This is a genomic window from Streptosporangium sp. NPDC002544 (assembly GCF_040295965.1).
Lineage (GTDB): Bacteria > Actinomycetota > Actinomycetes > Streptosporangiales > Streptosporangiaceae > Streptosporangium.
On the sequence record NZ_JBEOWJ010000002.1, the window covers coordinates 333988 to 349581 of the forward strand.

At 70.2% G+C, this 15594-nt stretch carries 12 protein-coding genes; 6 read left to right on the plus strand and 6 right to left on the minus strand.

The features are described 5' to 3' along the window. Positions 1–128 precede the first annotated feature (128 nt). From ABT061_RS04325 to ABT061_RS04345, 5 genes are all read left to right on the plus strand, one after another. Complete coding sequence (locus ABT061_RS04325; RefSeq protein ID WP_350912509.1) at positions 129–2312, plus strand: peptidase domain-containing ABC transporter; 2184 nt, start codon at positions 129–131, stop codon at positions 2310–2312. Positions 2313–2381: 69 nt separating this feature from the next. After that, the gene (locus tag ABT061_RS04330) at positions 2382–2546 is read left to right on the plus strand and encodes a hypothetical protein (RefSeq protein ID WP_350912511.1); all 165 of its coding nucleotides are present in this window, start codon (positions 2382–2384) and stop codon (positions 2544–2546) included. A gap of 32 nt (positions 2547–2578) precedes the next feature. Then, positions 2579–2734, plus strand: a complete 156-nt coding sequence (locus tag ABT061_RS04335; RefSeq protein ID WP_350912513.1) for a hypothetical protein — start codon at positions 2579–2581, stop codon at positions 2732–2734. Between the two features lie 73 nt (positions 2735–2807). Next, positions 2808–3800 (plus strand): MvdC/MvdD family ATP grasp protein, encoded by a 993-nt coding sequence (locus ABT061_RS04340; RefSeq protein WP_350912515.1) that lies wholly within the window; start codon positions 2808–2810, stop codon positions 3798–3800. Further along, the gene (locus ABT061_RS04345) at positions 3797–4891 is read left to right on the plus strand and encodes a TIGR04500 family putative peptide maturation system protein (RefSeq protein WP_350912517.1); all 1095 of its coding nucleotides are present in this window, start codon (positions 3797–3799) and stop codon (positions 4889–4891) included. Before ABT061_RS04340 ends, ABT061_RS04345 begins: the two co-directional genes overlap by 4 nt. Positions 4892–5089: 198 nt before the next feature. Here the strand turns inward: ABT061_RS04345 and ABT061_RS04350 are convergent, their stop codons facing one another. From ABT061_RS04350 to ABT061_RS04360, 3 genes are all read right to left on the minus strand, one after another. Next, positions 5090–6148: a TIGR04500 family putative peptide maturation system protein gene (locus tag ABT061_RS04350; RefSeq protein ID WP_350912519.1), complete on the minus strand. Its 1059-nt coding sequence runs from the start codon at positions 6146–6148 to the stop codon at positions 5090–5092. 2 nt (positions 6149–6150) lie between these two features. Further along, the gene (locus ABT061_RS04355) at positions 6151–7140 is read right to left on the minus strand and encodes an MvdC/MvdD family ATP grasp protein (protein ID WP_350912521.1); all 990 of its coding nucleotides are present in this window, start codon (positions 7138–7140) and stop codon (positions 6151–6153) included. Positions 7141–7727: 587 nt separating this feature from the next. After that, positions 7728–10016, minus strand: coding sequence for an ATP-binding protein (locus ABT061_RS04360; protein ID WP_350912523.1), 2289 nt, complete (start codon positions 10014–10016; stop codon positions 7728–7730). A 701-nt stretch (positions 10017–10717) separates the two neighbouring features. Here ABT061_RS04360 and ABT061_RS04370 point away from each other — a divergent pair. Further along, complete coding sequence (locus ABT061_RS04370; RefSeq protein WP_350912525.1) at positions 10718–11380, plus strand: DUF998 domain-containing protein; 663 nt, start codon at positions 10718–10720, stop codon at positions 11378–11380. A gap of 168 nt (positions 11381–11548) precedes the next feature. On the opposite strand, the gene ABT061_RS04375 is transcribed toward ABT061_RS04370, so the two are convergent. From ABT061_RS04375 to ABT061_RS04385, 3 genes are all read right to left on the minus strand, one after another. Next, positions 11549–12310 carry an IclR family transcriptional regulator gene (locus ABT061_RS04375; RefSeq protein WP_350912527.1) on the minus strand — a complete coding sequence of 254 codons (762 nt, stop codon included), beginning with the start codon at positions 12308–12310 and terminating at the stop codon, positions 11549–11551. Then, positions 12294–12851 carry a DJ-1/PfpI family protein gene (locus tag ABT061_RS04380; RefSeq protein ID WP_350912529.1) on the minus strand — a complete coding sequence of 186 codons (558 nt, stop codon included), beginning with the start codon at positions 12849–12851 and terminating at the stop codon, positions 12294–12296. The genes ABT061_RS04375 and ABT061_RS04380 overlap by 17 nt, the downstream gene beginning before the upstream one ends. Positions 12852–12987: 136 nt before the next feature. Further along, complete coding sequence (locus tag ABT061_RS04385) at positions 12988–15498, minus strand: DUF4132 domain-containing protein (protein WP_350912531.1); 2511 nt, start codon at positions 15496–15498, stop codon at positions 12988–12990. Between the last annotated feature and the right edge of the window lie 96 nt (positions 15499–15594).

A 15594-nucleotide genomic window follows, 5' to 3' on the forward strand; every position in this document is an offset into this window, starting at 1 on the left:
AGCGGTACCAGTGATGTACCCCGAGTTCCGCGGAGGCCCTCCGTGTCAAGCCAGGGCCCGCCTTCGGAGGGCTGGGAGGGGGCACCTCCAAGGCGACTCCAAGGCGGGCCCCGGAGAATGCCGGGCCTATGAGGGTTCCCGTCATACTCCAGCACAGCATGGTGGAATGCGGTGCCGCGTGCCTCGCGATGGTCCTCGCCGCGCATGGACGACGCGTCCCCGCCCATGTCCTCGCCGAGGAGATGGGCATCGGCCGGGACGGGGTCAGCGCGCTGACCCTGGTCCGCGTCGCTCGCGCGCACGGGCTGACCACGCGGGCGATCTCCGTCTCCGCGTCGCGGATGTCCGAGCTTCCGCTGCCCGCGGTGGTCCACTGGCGGCACAGCCACTTCATCGCGGTCGAGCGGGTCACCCGAGGCCGGGTCGGCGTCATCGACCCCGCGCTGGGTCGGCTGGGGCTCAGCCCGGAAGACTTCGCCCAGAACTACAGCGGGATAGCCCTCACCTTCGGCCCGGGGCCTGACTTTCGCAAGGGTCACATCGGCGACCGGAGCTGGTGGTCCCGGTACGTCCGGGCGGGTCTGGCTCGCCGACGTGGCCTGCTGGCGCTGCTGGTGCTGCTCAGCCTGGTGCTGCAGGCCCTCGGTCTGGTGCTGCCCGCGGCGACCGAGCTGGTCGTGGACCGGGTGCTCGGCGCGGGGGAGGTGGACCTGCTGACCCTGCTAGGGCTTGGCATGGCGGTGACGGTCGCCGTCCAGCTCGCGGTCGGCGGGGCGCGCGCCTGGTCACTGGTCTTGCTGCGGACCCGCGCGGACACCGAACTCCTGGACGACCTGGCCCGGCGCCTGCTCGCGGTGCCCTTCCGCTTCTTCGCCCACCGAGGGTCCGCCGACCTGGTCTCGCGGATCGCCGGGGTGAGCCTGCTACGTGAGATCCTCACCACTCAGGCGCTGACCGCCCTGCTGGATGGGCCCCTCGCTGTCGGCTACCTTGTGGTGATCACCGCGCGGTCGCCGTTGCTGGGTGCGGTCCTCCTGGCTTTCGCGGCGGCGCAGATCCTCCTGCTGACCGTGACCCGTCGCCGCGTCACCGATCTGGCCCATCGCGAGATGGAGGCCCGCAACGACGCCCAGGGACAGTTGATCGAGAGCATTCGCGGCATCGAGACGATCAAGGCGTCGGGGGCCGAACCACGCATCCTCGACCGCTGGACGCGGCTGCTCGCGGTACAGATGGGTCAGGTGAGGCGCAGCGGGATGGCGCAGGGCCTGCAGGACTCCGCCCTCACGGCGCTGCGGTTCGGCACCCCCCTGGCGCTGCTCTGGGCGGGCGCCTGGCAGGTCGTGGACCATCAGCTCAGCATGGGCGCCATGCTCGGCCTGCAGGCCCTGGCCGCCGCGACCCTGGCCCCCCTGGCGTCCTTGACCGGCAGCCTGCACGGCGTACAGCTCGCTCGTGTGCACGCCGAGCGGTTGGCCGATATCTGGAGCACCCGGCCCGAGCCCACTGCCGGGGAAGACGTCTCCCCGGCCGCCGGGCCTCCCGGTGCCGGCCGTACCGGCCCGGCGGAGATCGAGCTGCGCGGGGTCGGATTCCGGTACGCGCCCGAGAGCCCCTGGATTCTGCGTGACGTCGGCCTGAGAATCGCGCCCGGGCGGAAAGTCGCCCTGGTCGGCCGGTCGGGCTCCGGCAAGAGCACGCTCGCCCGGGTGCTGCTGGGTCTGCTCGTGCCGGTCGAGGGTGAGGTTCGCTACGACGGGGTTCCCACGCCCCGGCTGAACCCGGGCCGGCTGAGGCGCCGGTTCGGCGTGGTGACCCAGGAGCCGACACTGTTCACCGGGTCGATTCTGGACAACATCACCCTGGGTGATCCCGACGCGTCCCTCGAAAGGGTGCACGAGGCGGCACGGCTCGCCTGCGTCCACGACGACATCGGCGCCATGCCCATGGGGTACCACACCCACCTGACGGAGGGGGGTGGCGTTTCCGGAGGACAGCGGCAGCGCATCGCGCTCGCCAGGGCACTGCTGACCCGGCCCGAAATCCTGCTGCTCGACGAGGCCACCAGCCATCTCGACACCGACACCGAGGCGTCCATCGACGCCAATCTCGGCCTGCTGCCCCAGACGCGCATTGTGATCGCCCACCGGCTGAGCACTGTCCGCGACGCGGACCTGATCGTCGTGCTCGAGGGCGGCCGGATCGTCGAGACCGGCACTCACGAGGCCCTGCTGCGGCGTCGAGGGCTCTACGCCCGTCTCGCCAGGACACAGCTCCAAGGTGACCCCGGCGACGCCGTCACCCTCCACTAGTGGTTTCCAAGGCGGTTCTGGCAGCGTCACGGTCCCAAAAGCTCCTCGTATCGGAAAGGAGGGAATCTCATGAGCAGCACACGGACGCAGCTCGGCGACATCGCCCCGGTGGGCGACGAGCTGGACGAGAGCGCGCTGCACGGCATCAGTGGCGGTCTGCCGAGGACGGTACCGTCCTACATCGACCCGCCGGGAACGTGCTCGTACGACGTCACGTATGGCATGGAGGCCTGATGTCCTCCGTGGAGAGTTAGGAGAAACACGTCATGAGTTCCACGGCGAGAACCGAGCTGTGCGACATCGCCCCGGTGGGCGACGAGCTGGACGAGAGCACGTTGAGCGGGATCAGCGGCGGCCAGGCCCCCGAGAGGACCGGTAGCTACACAGGAAACGCCTGCGTCTACGACGACATCTCGATCTAATGATCAAGGCGCGGGGGAGGCCGTCACGGCTTCCCCCGCGCTGCTCCGTCCCCACGTTCATCAAAGGAAGCCCGTGTCCACCCCGCACGTTCTTGTTCTGACCGGTGACGGAGACCGGCACGCCGAGCGGGTCGGTGATCTGCTCGTCGAGCGCGGTGCCCGTGTCACGGTCTTCGACCACCGGTACTATCCGGCGAAGGCGCACGTGGAGCTGGCCTACACCGGCCGGGGACTGGCCCGGCGACTGCTGCACACCGAGACCGGCACGCTGGATCTGAGCGCGCTGACCGCCCTGTGGTGGCGGCGCCCGCTGCCTCCGGCACCGCATCCCGAGCTGACCGACCCCGCCGTCGCCGAGTACACCGCGCAGGAGAGCCTGAGCCTGGTCTCCGATCTGTGGGAGCACCTGCCGTGCCGCAAGGTGCCCGCGGCCGAATCGGTGTTCCGGCCGGCCGGACGCAAGTCCTCCCAGCTGCTCCTGGCGGCCGAACTGGGTTTCACGATCCCGGAGACCCTCATCACCACACAGGCCGAGCAGCTGTGGGACTTCCACGCCCGCCACGACGGAAAAATCGTCACCAAGCCGTTTTACGCGCCCTGGGTGGAGAACCTCCGCAACGGCGACACGGTGTCCAGGTTCTGCGAGCCGGTGTCCCCGCGTGATCTGGCCTACGCCGACGCGCTGCGGTTCTGCCCGATCATCGTGCAGGAGCAGATCCCCAAGCGCGTGGAGCTGCGCGTCACCGTGGTGGGGCGGCAGATCTTCGCCGTCGAGATCCACTCGCAGGCCTCCAACCGGTCGCGGCTGGACTGGCGCCGGTACAACCTCGACGTCACCCCGCACCGCGTCCACCGGCTGCCCGACGAGGTCGCCGCCCGCTGCCTGTCCATGATGAAGCGCCTGGGCCTGCTGTTCGGGGCGTTCGATCTGATCCTCACTCCCGAGGGCGAGTACGTGTTCCTGGAGATCAACCCCCTCGGCCAGTGGCTGTGGATCGAGGACCTGACCGGTCTTCCGATCAGCCAGGCCGTCTGCGACCTGCTGCTGGAAGGACCCGGAGCATGACCTCGGAGACCGTGACGGCCGACCTCCTCGGCCGAGCCCTGAGATGGCTGCGTGAGCTCGGCGGCACCGGCCCCGACGAGGCGCGCAAGGGGCTGGAGGAGTTGCGGGCGCACCATCCGGGCGTGGGCATGCGGCTGGTGTGGCAGCGCGAGGCCGCCACCGGCGACTACCACTACGACCTGCTCCTGCCCGCCGCGGACGGCACCGTCTCCCTGGCCTTCGCCCCCGACCGGGGGATCCCGTGGCCGCTACGCGGCAGCCAGCGCTCCGGCGAGCAGGTGGTCCTTCGTGTCAACGGCACCGAGATGACCATCGAACAGACCATCTCAACGCTCGACGTGCTGTGGAACGACACCGGCCTGCTCACCCGCCTGGTCAACGCATGTCTGATCGAGCAGGCGGTGGCCACCGCCGGTGACGACGAGCTGTCGGACGCGGAGCTTCAGGTCGCCATGGACGCTTTTCGCCGTGCCCGGGGGCTGCTCACCGCCTCTGCGGTCGAGGCGTGGATGGCGGAGCGCGGCCTCACCCACGCGCGCCTGGAGCAGATCGTCACGGTCGAGGCGAGCGTGGCGGCACTGCGCCGGCGAGTGGTCGGTGAGCGGGTGGACGGCTTCTTCGCCGAGCACCGTGACAGCCTGGATCGCCTGCGCGTGCTCAGGATGCGCTATGGCGCCCTGCCCGACGCCGAGGCCGCGGCGGCCCGGCTTCGCGGGTGGGCGAGCGGCGCCGGGATCGAGGACCTGAGGACCGCCGCGGTCGGCCTGGCGACGGAGGCGGCGCTCGCCGGCCTGGCCACCTGCCGGATCGAGGGCAACCATCGGGAGGACCTCGGCATCCCGCATGGGCCGGACGCGTGCGACGCTGCTCCGGGGGCGGTCCTGGGGCCCGATCGGCTCGACGACGGCGGGTTCGGTGTCACCGTCGTGCTCGTCGTGGAGCCGGCGGCTCTGGACGAGAGTGCGAGGAAGGTCGTCGAGCAGCGGATCTTCGACGAGTGGCTGCGGGAGCAGCGCCGGCATGCCCATGTGGAGTGGTTCTGGGGAAGCACGGCGCGCACCGACAAGCTCACCGCGGGTCTGAAGGCCTGAGGGGCGCGGGGCGGCACGCCTGCCGGGACGCCGCCCCGCCGGCCCGGTCCGGGGCACCCGGCGCATCCGGTCGGAGACCCCGGCTCGCTCGCCGATGTGGCGCCCGGCCGACACGCAGGACCCGGTCGCGCGGACAGACCGCGCCGGGGCCGTCACCGGTCGGCCGGACGCCCGGCGTGACGGCCCCAGGGTCCGTGCTCACCGGTGCGGGGTGTTCCCCAGCGCCGCGTTGACGGATTCGGTGCGGGTCGCCGTTCCCCAGAGCCACTCGATGGTGGCCTCCCGGCGCTGGTCGGCCAGCCATTCGCCGAAGAGCCACTCCTCGATCAGGGCGCGAGTGGCGTCGTCGAGCACCGCGGGCCGGACCTGGAGCACGTACACGACGGCGAAGCCGCTTTCGACGGGGAACGGGCCGAGCACGTCTCCGGCCCGGGTCGCGGTGGCGGGCAGGTCGCGGCGGCGCACGCCCTCCGTACGGGATACGGCGGCGTCCGCGAGCACCTCCTGGGTAGCCAGGGTGACGGGATCGGCGCCGGAGCGCAGCCGCAGGGCCGCGGCCTCCGCGGGACCCGAGTCGGCGTATTGCAGCCGCAGGACGTGCAGCCTGTCGAACTCGTCACGGCGGGTGCCGAAGACGTCCTCCACGCGCCCGGCGACGATCCGCCGGCGCAGGTGCCTGACCGCGGCCTGCCTGGCGACCAGGTGCTCCAGGCCGGCGAGGGTGAGCCCGCGTTGTGCCATCCACTCCTGAGCGGCCTGGACGGTCAGCAGGCCTCGGGCGCGGCGGAAGGCGTCCATCGCCTGCTGGAGCTCGGCGTCGTCGAGCTCCAGCGGCCCCATGGAGATCTCCTCCTCCACCAGGCGGGCGTTGACCAGGCGTTCGGCCAGCCGGACGTCGTCCCACAGGACGTCCAGGACGGAGATCGCCTGTTCCATCTCAAGGTCCGTGCCGTTGATCCGGACGACGACCTGCTCCCCTGAGGGCTGGCTGCCGCGCAGCGGCCAGGGAAGGGCCCGGTCCGGTGCGAGGGCCAGCGAGATCGTGCCGTCGGCTGTCTTGATCAACAGGTCGTAGTGGTAGGACTCGTCGGCGGCCTCGCGTCGCCACAACAGCCTCATCGGCACGTCCGGGTACCGGTCGTGAATGGCGGCCAGGCGCTTTCTGGCCTCGTCGGGGCGGAGGATGGCCGCCTCCCGGAGGCAGGCGAGGGCGTCGGGAAACAGGGCCGCGGGTAGCCGGCCGGACGGGATGGGCATGATCAGGCTCCTTCGAGCAGGACGTCGCAGACGGCCTCGCTTATCGGCAGGCCGGTGAGGTGCTCGATCCACAGCCACTGGCCGTTGGGATTGATCTCCAGGAAGACGCAGCGGCCGTCGGGGGTGAGGATCAGGTCGATCGCCCCGTATCGCAGGCCCAGGCGGTCCGTCAGGGCCAGGCAGCGGGCGGCGACCTCGTCGGGCAGACGGTGGACCAGATGTGGGGTGACCTGGGTGTCGTACCGCCGCCAGTCCAGGCGGGCGTGGTTGGAGACCTGTGAATGGATCTCGGCGGCGAAGATCTGCCGCCCCACCACGGTGACGCGCAGCTCCACGCGCTTGGGGATCTGCTCCTGCACGATGATCGGGCAGAACCGCAGCGCGTCAGCGTAGGCCACGTCGCGGGTGGTGACCGGCTCGCAGGCCCGGGACACCATGAAACCGTCCCCGACGCCGGTCACCCACGGGAGGCCCAGAGGCTTGGTGACGATGCGGCCGTCGTGGCGGTCGTGGAAGTCGAGGAACGTCTCGGCGTTCGTGGTGATCGCGGTCTCCGGGATCGGGAAACCGAGCTCGGCGGCGAGGGCGAGCTGGTGGAGCTTGTGCCCGGCCCGGCGGAAGACCGACTCTCGCGCGGGAAGCTGTGGGCATCCAAGGTGCTCCCAGAGGTTGCTGAGGAGGCTCTGGCACTCCTTGACGGTGTAGTCGGCGATCGCCCTGTCGGTGAGGGCGGGGTCGGGTACAAGAGGCATCGGACGGCGCCACCACAGGGCTGTCAAGGCGTCCAGATCGAGGGTCTCGTCGGCGGTATGCAGGCGCCTGCGGACCGTGCCGTCCACATAGACCACGTCGACCCGGGCCGTTGTCTGAAAGTGCTCGGGGTTGAAGACGGTGGTCCGCGCCCCGCGTTCGGCGAGGAGGTCGCACACGCGCGCGGCGTGCGGATCCCCCTCGCGATCGTATGTGAGGACAAGAACATGCGGGGGTGACAAGGGATTCCTTCGTCAGGGGGCTTCGGGGAGGGAGGCGTGGGAGCGTGATCACGGTTACCGGGCGTGAGACGCGCAATGCGGAAGCACTCCATCGAACGCCTCCGCGAATGCCGGACCGCTCCCGGACGTCCGGGCTAGGTCGTGTCCCTTGGATCTGACGTGTCGCCCATGGTGGGTCCTCCTTTGAAAAGTTCTGAAATTCTGCTGGACCACACGGTGCGGCAACGGCCTTGGAACACGCTAGGAACCCTCGTGGGCTCCGGCCCGAGCCGGGTTCCCCGGAAGGGCGGGGCGCGGGTATGCCCGGGGGACGTCTCCGTGGATCTCGAGCGAGTCCGGCCGTGTCCGTGGGGGCGAGCAGGGCGCGGGCCGGGGTCGAACGGCGGGCGGGGCCTGGTAGCGAATCTCGCCTGCTGTACTTCCGAGGCGCGGCGCCGCAGTCGGGCAAGTATGTGCTCGATCACTTCGACGACGTCATGAGCCACCGCGCTGTACTCGCGGTTACTTCAGAGCACAGGGGCGTTGAAGGCCGCGATGACCCAGGCGGTGAGGTCCGGAGTCCTCCAGCGGGAGCACCGTTCGAATGGCTAGCTCGCGGTCTTTGCGTGTGGTGGCCATGTCGTCGCCGAGCGCCACGACTCTTTCCTGTGCATCAGTAACGTCACCTCGCCGTCATTCCACCTGTCTGCGTGGTCGAGGTCATCACCACGGAAATCCGGCCCCAGACCTGTCGCTGCGATGTCCCCGTTGCGCGGCTTCAGCGCCTGGCCCCAGAGCGTGGCCGCCTCTAGATAGACATAGTGGTGTTCGGCCTGTTCCGCGGCCAGGGCGCTGTAGTGCGCAGCCTTGCCGGGTACGGCGCCATACGCGAAGTGATGGGCGAGCGCGGCCACTTCCGTAGGCCGCACGTGCTCCATCGCGGCGCCCACCCGTGCGTGAGTGCGCGACCGGCGCAGCCGGGACATGCCCTCGTACAGGAGGTCCCGGACCAAGGCATGGGCGAAGCGCAGACGGCCGGCCCTCGGCTCCACCACCAGTCCGGCGGCAAGCGCCGCATCGACCGCGTCGACCACGGCGTCCTCACCGCCGTCGTGCACCTCCGTCAGAATGTCCACGTCGATCTCCCTGCCGATCACCGCCGCCTCGCGGAGCACGGTCTGGACACTTGCCGGAATGCGCGCCAGACGGTGGCACAGTACGTCGTGAACCCCCTTGGGAACCTCCGATGTGGCTGCGGCCTCGCCTGCCATGCTGATCATCCTTGCGATCTCGCGGACGAAGAACGGGTTGCCGCCGGTGCGCTCGAACACCGTGGCAACGGTCTCCGAGGAAACCTCACTCCCGCACACGTCCCTGAGCAGTTTGCCGGTCATGGTGGTATCCAGGCCAGGCAACGTGATCCGTAACGGCTCCAACCTGGCCAGGGCCGCCAAGAGGCCGGAGAGATCCTTTTCGCCGTCGTCCTCGCGGTAGGTCACCAGAATCGAGGTACGGGTCTCACGAAGCTCGGCGGCCAGGTGCAGCAGTGTCCCGATCGTCTCGTCGTCAGCCCGGTGGAGGTCCTCCAGCACGATGACCAGCGGTGCCGTTCGGGACGCCTCGGCCAGACACAAGGCAAGAGCCTTACGCAGCGGGAACCGTCCAGCGGTGAGCTCTTCGTCGGCACCGAGACCGCAGGCCTCGATCAGAGCCGCCGGCAGTCGTACGCGCCCCCCCTCATCGGGAGCGACCTGCTCGACCACGGAGCGGCAGATCTCCGCCCACGGCCAGCCGGCCGGCGTCCCTTCGATCTCCGGGCAGCGACCGGCCACGACCCGCCGGCCCTGTCCGGTGAGGCGTATGCCGACCTCTTCCACGAGTGCGGACTTGCCCATGCCGGCTTCACCGCAGACCAGCGCCAGCCGCATCCGGTCGTCCATCAGTGCGGCGATCTGCTCCTCCCTGCCGTACAGCCGCTTCTGCGGCACTCCGCTCTCTTCCGAAGGCCAGGCCTCATCCGGCCATCCGGCCGGCCCGCCCTGGTAAGCGTGCGCCCCGAGGTCTTCGAGTTCCGGCGTCTGGGCCAGAATGTCGGCCTCGAGCCGCTGCAGTGCCTGGCTGGGGTCGATGCCGAGTTCTTCGGCGAGGATTCGGCGAGCCTCCCGGAGCGCCATCAAGGCGTCGCCTTGACGGCCGACGCGGTAGAGCGCCAGCGCGAGCAGCCGCCACCCCTCCTCTCTGAGCGGGTGCGCGGCGACGTGCGTCCGCAGGTCGGCCACTACGGCGGCGGCCATTCCCTGCCGCATGATCGAGGCCGCGCGCTGCTCGATCGCTGTGGCGTGCAGTTCGTCGAGCCGGGCTATCTCGGCCATCGCCCACTCCGCGGTGGCGAACTCCTGATAGGCAGAGCCCTGCCACAGGGCGAGCGCCTCGTCGAAGGCACCCGCCGCCGCGACCGCGTCGTCCGCGCCGAGGAACATGACTCCTTGCTGTACCAGTTCCTCGAAACGCCAAGCGTCCACGTCCGCGGTCCGCAACATGTAACCGGGAGACACCGTGACCAGCAACCGAGCGGTCGGCTGCGCGTCGCGCCCGGCTTCCAGCGCCCGGCGCAGGTTGGAGATGTAGGCGTGGATCGTCGCGAGCGCGCTCGGCGGCGGCTGCCCCTGCCACAGATCATCGATGATGCGTTCCGTCGGCACCACCCGCCCACGAGCCACCATGAGCCGAGCCAGTACGGAACGCTGTCGCGGACCTCCGAGCGGGACCCGCTCCCCGTTCATCACGGCCTCGAACGAGCCGAGCGCGCGGAACTCGACCGTAGCTGCCAGGTGTGGAAGTTCAACTGCCAAAGTTCTGCCTCTCAAGAGTCCATGGCGAACAGGCCGGACTGACATGTCAAGGAGTCTCCACACGGTGACCGGTCACGCGTTTAAGGCTCCAATTCCGGTAGATCAGGGCCGAGAACCCGGAACTCGACGCTTCTCCCCGCCTCGGGCGCGTCCCCAGTCCTGCCATCGGAGTCCCCCGCACTGTTCCGCACCGGCTGCCTCCTTATGAAGAGAGGGTTCGGGTCACCCTCCCAATCCTTGTCCACTGCCTGGCTTTGGCTCGTCACTCGTGAGGGTGATACGGCATCCGCCAGAAGCGGGGGATCCTCCTCCCCCGAAATGTGGACCTTGAGTGCCGGATCTCGGGGTTCTACCGGTGGCGTGCCGCCGCGGCGGCACGGGCGGCCCGCGCTGCGGCCGATGCCGAGCCGGCGAGGCGGATCAGGACGATTCACGCGGGGTTCGACGGCACCCATGGCGGCCCGCACGTCACCGCTGAGCTGCGCCACGGCGGTGTGTGCATCAATTCAAGCGGCACTTCATCGCACCCGGGCCGAACCGGCGCTACGTCGGCATGCCTCGCCTGACCTTGGCCGCGTCCTGATGTGACAGGGAATGCGAGTTGGGTGACGTATTCGCAGTTCAGGAGTGTGACGGCGGGGCGGCGTCGATTCCCGCCCTCCTCGTTCGACGCGTCAGCGAGGCCGGGTGAGACCGGCGGACCGAGTACGGCGACGGAGCCCCGTCGCAGCAGAGAGGAAGCAATCATGACCGCCGTCCAGTCCGGCACCGTCACCCCCGTCACCCCCGCGACGCGCACCCTGCTCGCCTGCTCCGTCGCCGCCGCGGCCCTCTTCACGGTCGTGTCGCTGGCCCAGGCCTTCACCCGCGAGGGCTTCGACCTGACGCGTCACCCCCTGAGCATGCTGAGCACCGGCGACCTGGGCTGGCTGCAGATCGCCAACTTCCTGGTCAGCGGCGCTCTGACGATCGCCGGCGCGATCGGCCTACGCCGCGTGCTGCACGGCACGCCCGGCGGCACCTGGGCGCCCAGGCTGATCCTGGTCAACGGCGTCGCGACGGCCGCCGCCGGGGTGTTCGTCATGGACCCGGGCGACGGCTTCCCGGCCGGCACCCCGCTGGGCCAGACGGGTACGTTGAGCGGGAGCGCCCTCATGCACCTGGTCGCCGGATCCATCGCGTTCACCGCGCTCATCGCCGCCTGCTTCGTGCTGGGCCGCCACTTCTCCCGCGCCGGCCGCCCCGGCTTCGCCGCCGCCTCGCGGCTCAGCGGTCTGGTCTTCGCCCTCGCCGACGTCTGGGCGATGTCGGGCGGGCAGGCAGGATCGCTGACCCTGGCCGTCGGTGCGATCACCGCGATGGTGTGGGCCGCCGTGGTGGCGGCGGACCAGCGGGCCGCGCTCCGGTAGGGACGCTCCACGGGCCGTGTCCCCTCGCGGTGCGAGGGGACACGGCCCGTTCTGTTCCGTGGGACCTGCCGATCGGGCCTCGGCGATCGCGGGGCGGCCGCGCGAAAGGGCGCGGAGGCCGACCGTCGTTTCACGGCGGACCGGTCTCGGGGCCGACGCCGGCCGCCGTCAGCCGTACGGGCCGAGCAGCCGGGCGCTCTCGCGTACTCCCTCGATCATCAGGTCGCGGTGCGCGCGGAAGTAGTCGAGCGGGGCCGAGGCGGCGACGGCGCCGACCACGCTCGCCGAGGCGTCGAGGACGGGAACGGCGACGCAGGCGAGGTCGGGACGAAACTCCTCGACCTCCTGGGCCACCCCCGTCGCCCTGACCCGGTCCAGCTCCTCCTCGAAGTCCTCCAGCCGGGTGATCGTGCTGTCGGTGAGGCGGCGCAGCCCGAACTCGGCGAGGTAGGTCCGGCGGGCGGGCAGGTGCGCGAGCAGCACCTTTCCGAACGCCGTCGCGTGCGCCGCCTCGTGGAAGCCCACGTCCAGCGGCTGCACGCGTGGTGTCTCGGGCGAGTCGACCACCTCCGCGACCACGAGGTGGGCGTCCCGCAGCACGCTGTAGTAGACGGCGGTGCCGCTGATCCGGTGGGCGTGCTGGAGCGCCTCCGACACCAGCGGCGTGCTGCCGAGCTGGTCACGGAGGCGCTGGTTCAGCGACGTGAGCTTGTAGCCCAGGCCGTAGCCCCGGGAGTTGGGCAGCCGGACCAGGTAGCCCTCGTGAATGAGCGTGTTCAGCAGGTGGTACGTCGTGGACAGCTTGAAACCGCAGCGTCGTGCCACGGCCTTGGCGGTGACGCCGTCACCGGCCGACGCCACCACCTCCAGCACGTGCAGCGCGCGCTGGACGGACGAGAGAAGTCCCTGGCTCTCAGCCGGTTGCGACACGGAGGACCTTCATGAACTCGCGCATCCACGCCGGGTGGTCGGGCCAGGCCCGCCCGGTCACCAGGTTTCCGTCCACATGGGCCTCGCTGTCGACCCAGGTCGCGCCCGCCACCTCGACGTCCGGGGCGCAGGCCGGGTAGGCGCTGCTCTCCCGGCCCTTCAGCACGCCCGCCGCCGCCAGCAGGATCGGCCCGTGGCACAGCGCCGCGATCGGCTTGCCGGCCCCGGCGAAGTGCCTGACGATCTCCAGGCAGTCGCGGTCGTTGCGGATGTACTCCGGCGCCCGGCCGCCGGGAATGACCAGCGCCGCGTACCGCTCCGGGACGACGTCGGCGAACGCGAGGTCGGAGGGCCAGGTGTGCCCGGGCTTCTCGGTGTAGGTGTCGAAGCCGTCGACGAAGTCGTGCACCACGAACTGGAGCTTCTTGGCGCTCGGCGCGGCGATGTCCACCTCGTACCCCTCCTCGAGCAGCCGCTGGTAGGGATACATCACCTCCAGGTCCTCCGCCGCGTCACCTGTGACGATCAGCACCTTGGCCATCGCGTAACACCTCCGTAATCAGTCTCCCCCGATCCTCACCATGCGCGGGTGCAGGGTCAACGGCGGAGATTCCACGGGTCGGAAAAACGGACATTACCTGGTCCACTCGCCCCGCGAGGGCGGCGCGGACATCGGGTCAGACCTTGATCTGGCGAGTGATGGACGGGTCGGTGATCGCGGTGTCGTCGGCCAGCAGGAACGCCTTGGAGATGATGACCGAGAGCATGCCGCCCTCCTCCTCGAACGGCAGGAAGACCTGGTCGGACCCGACGCGGGGGACGATGCAGAGATAGGCGTCGTTGGGCTCCATCAGGATGTTGCCCGATCCCAGGTGGATCCGGTAGGTGCGCAGGTCACCGCGGACCCGCAGGAAGCGGTCGGTGAGTTCGGCCCGGTCGGCGATGCGCAGGCGGGGGAGCAGCCGGGTCAGGGCGTCGCGGCGGATCTCGGCGGTCTCGGTGAGGTCGCCGAAGTTGTAGGAGTGCCAGTAGTCGCCCTGCCCTTCGGGGTCAAGACCGACGGAGGAGACGCCGACGGCGAGGTCGGCGTCACGCATGACCTCCGACAGCACCAGCGACGGCACCTCGGTCAGCGGTGCCGGTCCGTGGAACTCCTCCTGCGACGACTCCTCGTCGGTGCGGTGGAACCGGATCGGGCCGCTGAGGCAGAACGCGGCGGTGCCGCCGCCGTCGGTCTCCCAGGACTCCCAGGGCAGGTGCATGTCCCAGCGAGCCTGCCAGCCGAGGATGTCCTTGACGGCCTCGCCCTGCTCCGAGCCGCCCGCCGCGTCCCAGTGACCGAGCGAGAGACCGGTCCAGCCACGTTCGGACAGTAACGCCTTGGCCTGGCCGTATCGCAGTCGATGTCCGGCGAAGCGGTTGGAGAGCGTCCCGGACCGCTCCTCGGCCGGGGTGAGCAGGTAGACCTCGCGAAAGGCCTGCTTGAACGGCTGCCGTGACCCGATCTCCAACAGGTGGTCGCGCCAGGCACGGACCTCCTCGACGGTCTCCCTGATGGGATGCCAGAGCTGCATCGGGGTGTCGGCGCGGGGCTGGATCCGGCGACCGAGCGGGTCGGTGAGCTCCCAGCCGTCGCCGGCCCTGACCGGTGTCCCGGCGGGGCCCTGCAGGATCTGCCAGATCAGCCGCCTGCCGTGGACGCCGGTGACGGGGTGGTCGAGGAAGAACTCCTCGACCTGACCCCAGCGCCAGACCCGGTCTTCGGCCAGCGCTCGCTCGACGCGGAACCGCTCGGCGGGCAGGGTCCCGCGGATCTCCTTGAGCGTGTTCCTGAACTCGGAGAGCAGCCCGCCGTGGCTCTCCCTGACCGCTTTCGGCGCTGATTTAACTGGTTTGCCCGCCGGGTTGAGGAAGGTCAGCAGTGGTGTGCCCGCCTCGTCCAGCGCCAGCCGGATGACGTGCTCGCCCGCCATCTCCTCCCGTACGCCGTCGGGGCCGAGTCCGAACGTCGGCGCGGTCCGGTCGAGTAACTGCTCGCGGCTGAGCCCGGCGTGGGCGGCCACCGTGTCCAGCAGCTGCGCGACCTTCGTCAGAATCGACTTCTTCCTGACCTTGGCCTGTATCCGGGCCAGCGGAGCCACCACCTCCAGACCGCCGTGCCGGCCCAGTACGAGCAGGGCGGCGTTGACCAGCATCTCGCAGCGCGAGTTGGGCCCGGACCCGCCGATTCCGGTGCCCGCCGCCAGCGCCACCTCTCCGAGCAGCGGGACCGTCCACGGCTCGTCGATCAGCTCGCAGGTCCACACCATGCCGCGCAGCAGCGTGGCGGTGCGCCCGTGGAGGTACGTGGTCGTGGTCCACGTGTGATCGCCGTTCTGGTGCCGGACGGTCGACTCCCGGTGGGCGGGCACCCGATCCAGGATCTCCCGGATGAGCACGACGGCGTCCGGCGTGAGCAGGTCGGCGGCCTGTCCGAGCCAGGCGGGGTTGGGACGCGCCGAGGTGGCGGTCATCCAGTGGCGCATCAGGGGGGATGTTCGCGGGTCGCCGAGGCGCGAGCCGTACTCGGTGGCCATCAGGACGGCGAAGCCGTCACCGCGGCCGGCCAGGCAGGTGGTGACCGTTACGGGGTCGTTCTCGGCGTGCCCGGCCAGGAAGACGTCCATGTCGCGCTTGAGCCGCGAGGAGGAGTGCCATGGGTGGGCGGTCATGATCTCCTGGATCCGGCGCATCGTGGGAAGATGGCGGCGTTGTTCCTCATGGGTGAGCTTCCTGGTGACCGCCCACGGGATGAGCAGTGGGGCCTCGTGGGCGTAACCGTGCAGGATCGGCTCGACCGCTGCCCGCCAGAGCAGCTCGATCTCGTCGCCGGTCCAGGCGAGTCTCCGTTCGGCGGCCCGCAAGGCCAGCAGCGCGGGGTCGGGGCGGTAATCGCCGTGCTCGCGGTCGCGGGGCACGCTCATCCGCAACTGCGCCCACACTCCCACCGTGCGCCACTGCGCGTCGCTGAGATCGGGCCCGAGCGCGGCGGTGACCTTCTCGGTGAACGTCGGCGCGGGCCACCGTTGCTCCGGCACGTAGAGCTCGTCGAGCCGGGCGAACATGTCAGCGCGGGTCCGGTCGAGGTCGCCGAGCCAGCCGAGCTGCTCGGCGGAGAGTTCGGTGAGCAGGCCCATGTCAGAAGTCAACGGTCGTCTCCAGCAGTAGGGGGCACCGCCATGACTACCAACCGGCTCTGACAAATCCCGGTCACGGAACAGCCGTGTCAGGGCCGCGCGTGGCCT

Coding starts and splice junctions, on each gene's coding strand:
- ABT061_RS04360 (WP_350912523.1), bottom strand. CDS start 10,016: ATGTCAGTCCGGCCTGTTCGCCATGGACTCTTGAGAGGCAGAACTTTG.
- ABT061_RS04370 (WP_350912525.1), top strand. CDS start 10,718: ATGACCGCCGTCCAGTCCGGCACCGTCACCCCCGTCACCCCCGCGACG.
- ABT061_RS04345 (WP_350912517.1), top strand. CDS start 3,797: ATGACCTCGGAGACCGTGACGGCCGACCTCCTCGGCCGAGCCCTGAGA.
- ABT061_RS04325 (WP_350912509.1), top strand. CDS start 129: ATGAGGGTTCCCGTCATACTCCAGCACAGCATGGTGGAATGCGGTGCC.
- ABT061_RS04350 (WP_350912519.1), bottom strand. CDS start 6,148: ATGCCCATCCCGTCCGGCCGGCTACCCGCGGCCCTGTTTCCCGACGCC.
- ABT061_RS04380 (WP_350912529.1), bottom strand. CDS start 12,851: ATGGCCAAGGTGCTGATCGTCACAGGTGACGCGGCGGAGGACCTGGAG.
- ABT061_RS04335 (WP_350912513.1), top strand. CDS start 2,579: ATGAGTTCCACGGCGAGAACCGAGCTGTGCGACATCGCCCCGGTGGGC.
- ABT061_RS04330 (WP_350912511.1), top strand. CDS start 2,382: ATGAGCAGCACACGGACGCAGCTCGGCGACATCGCCCCGGTGGGCGAC.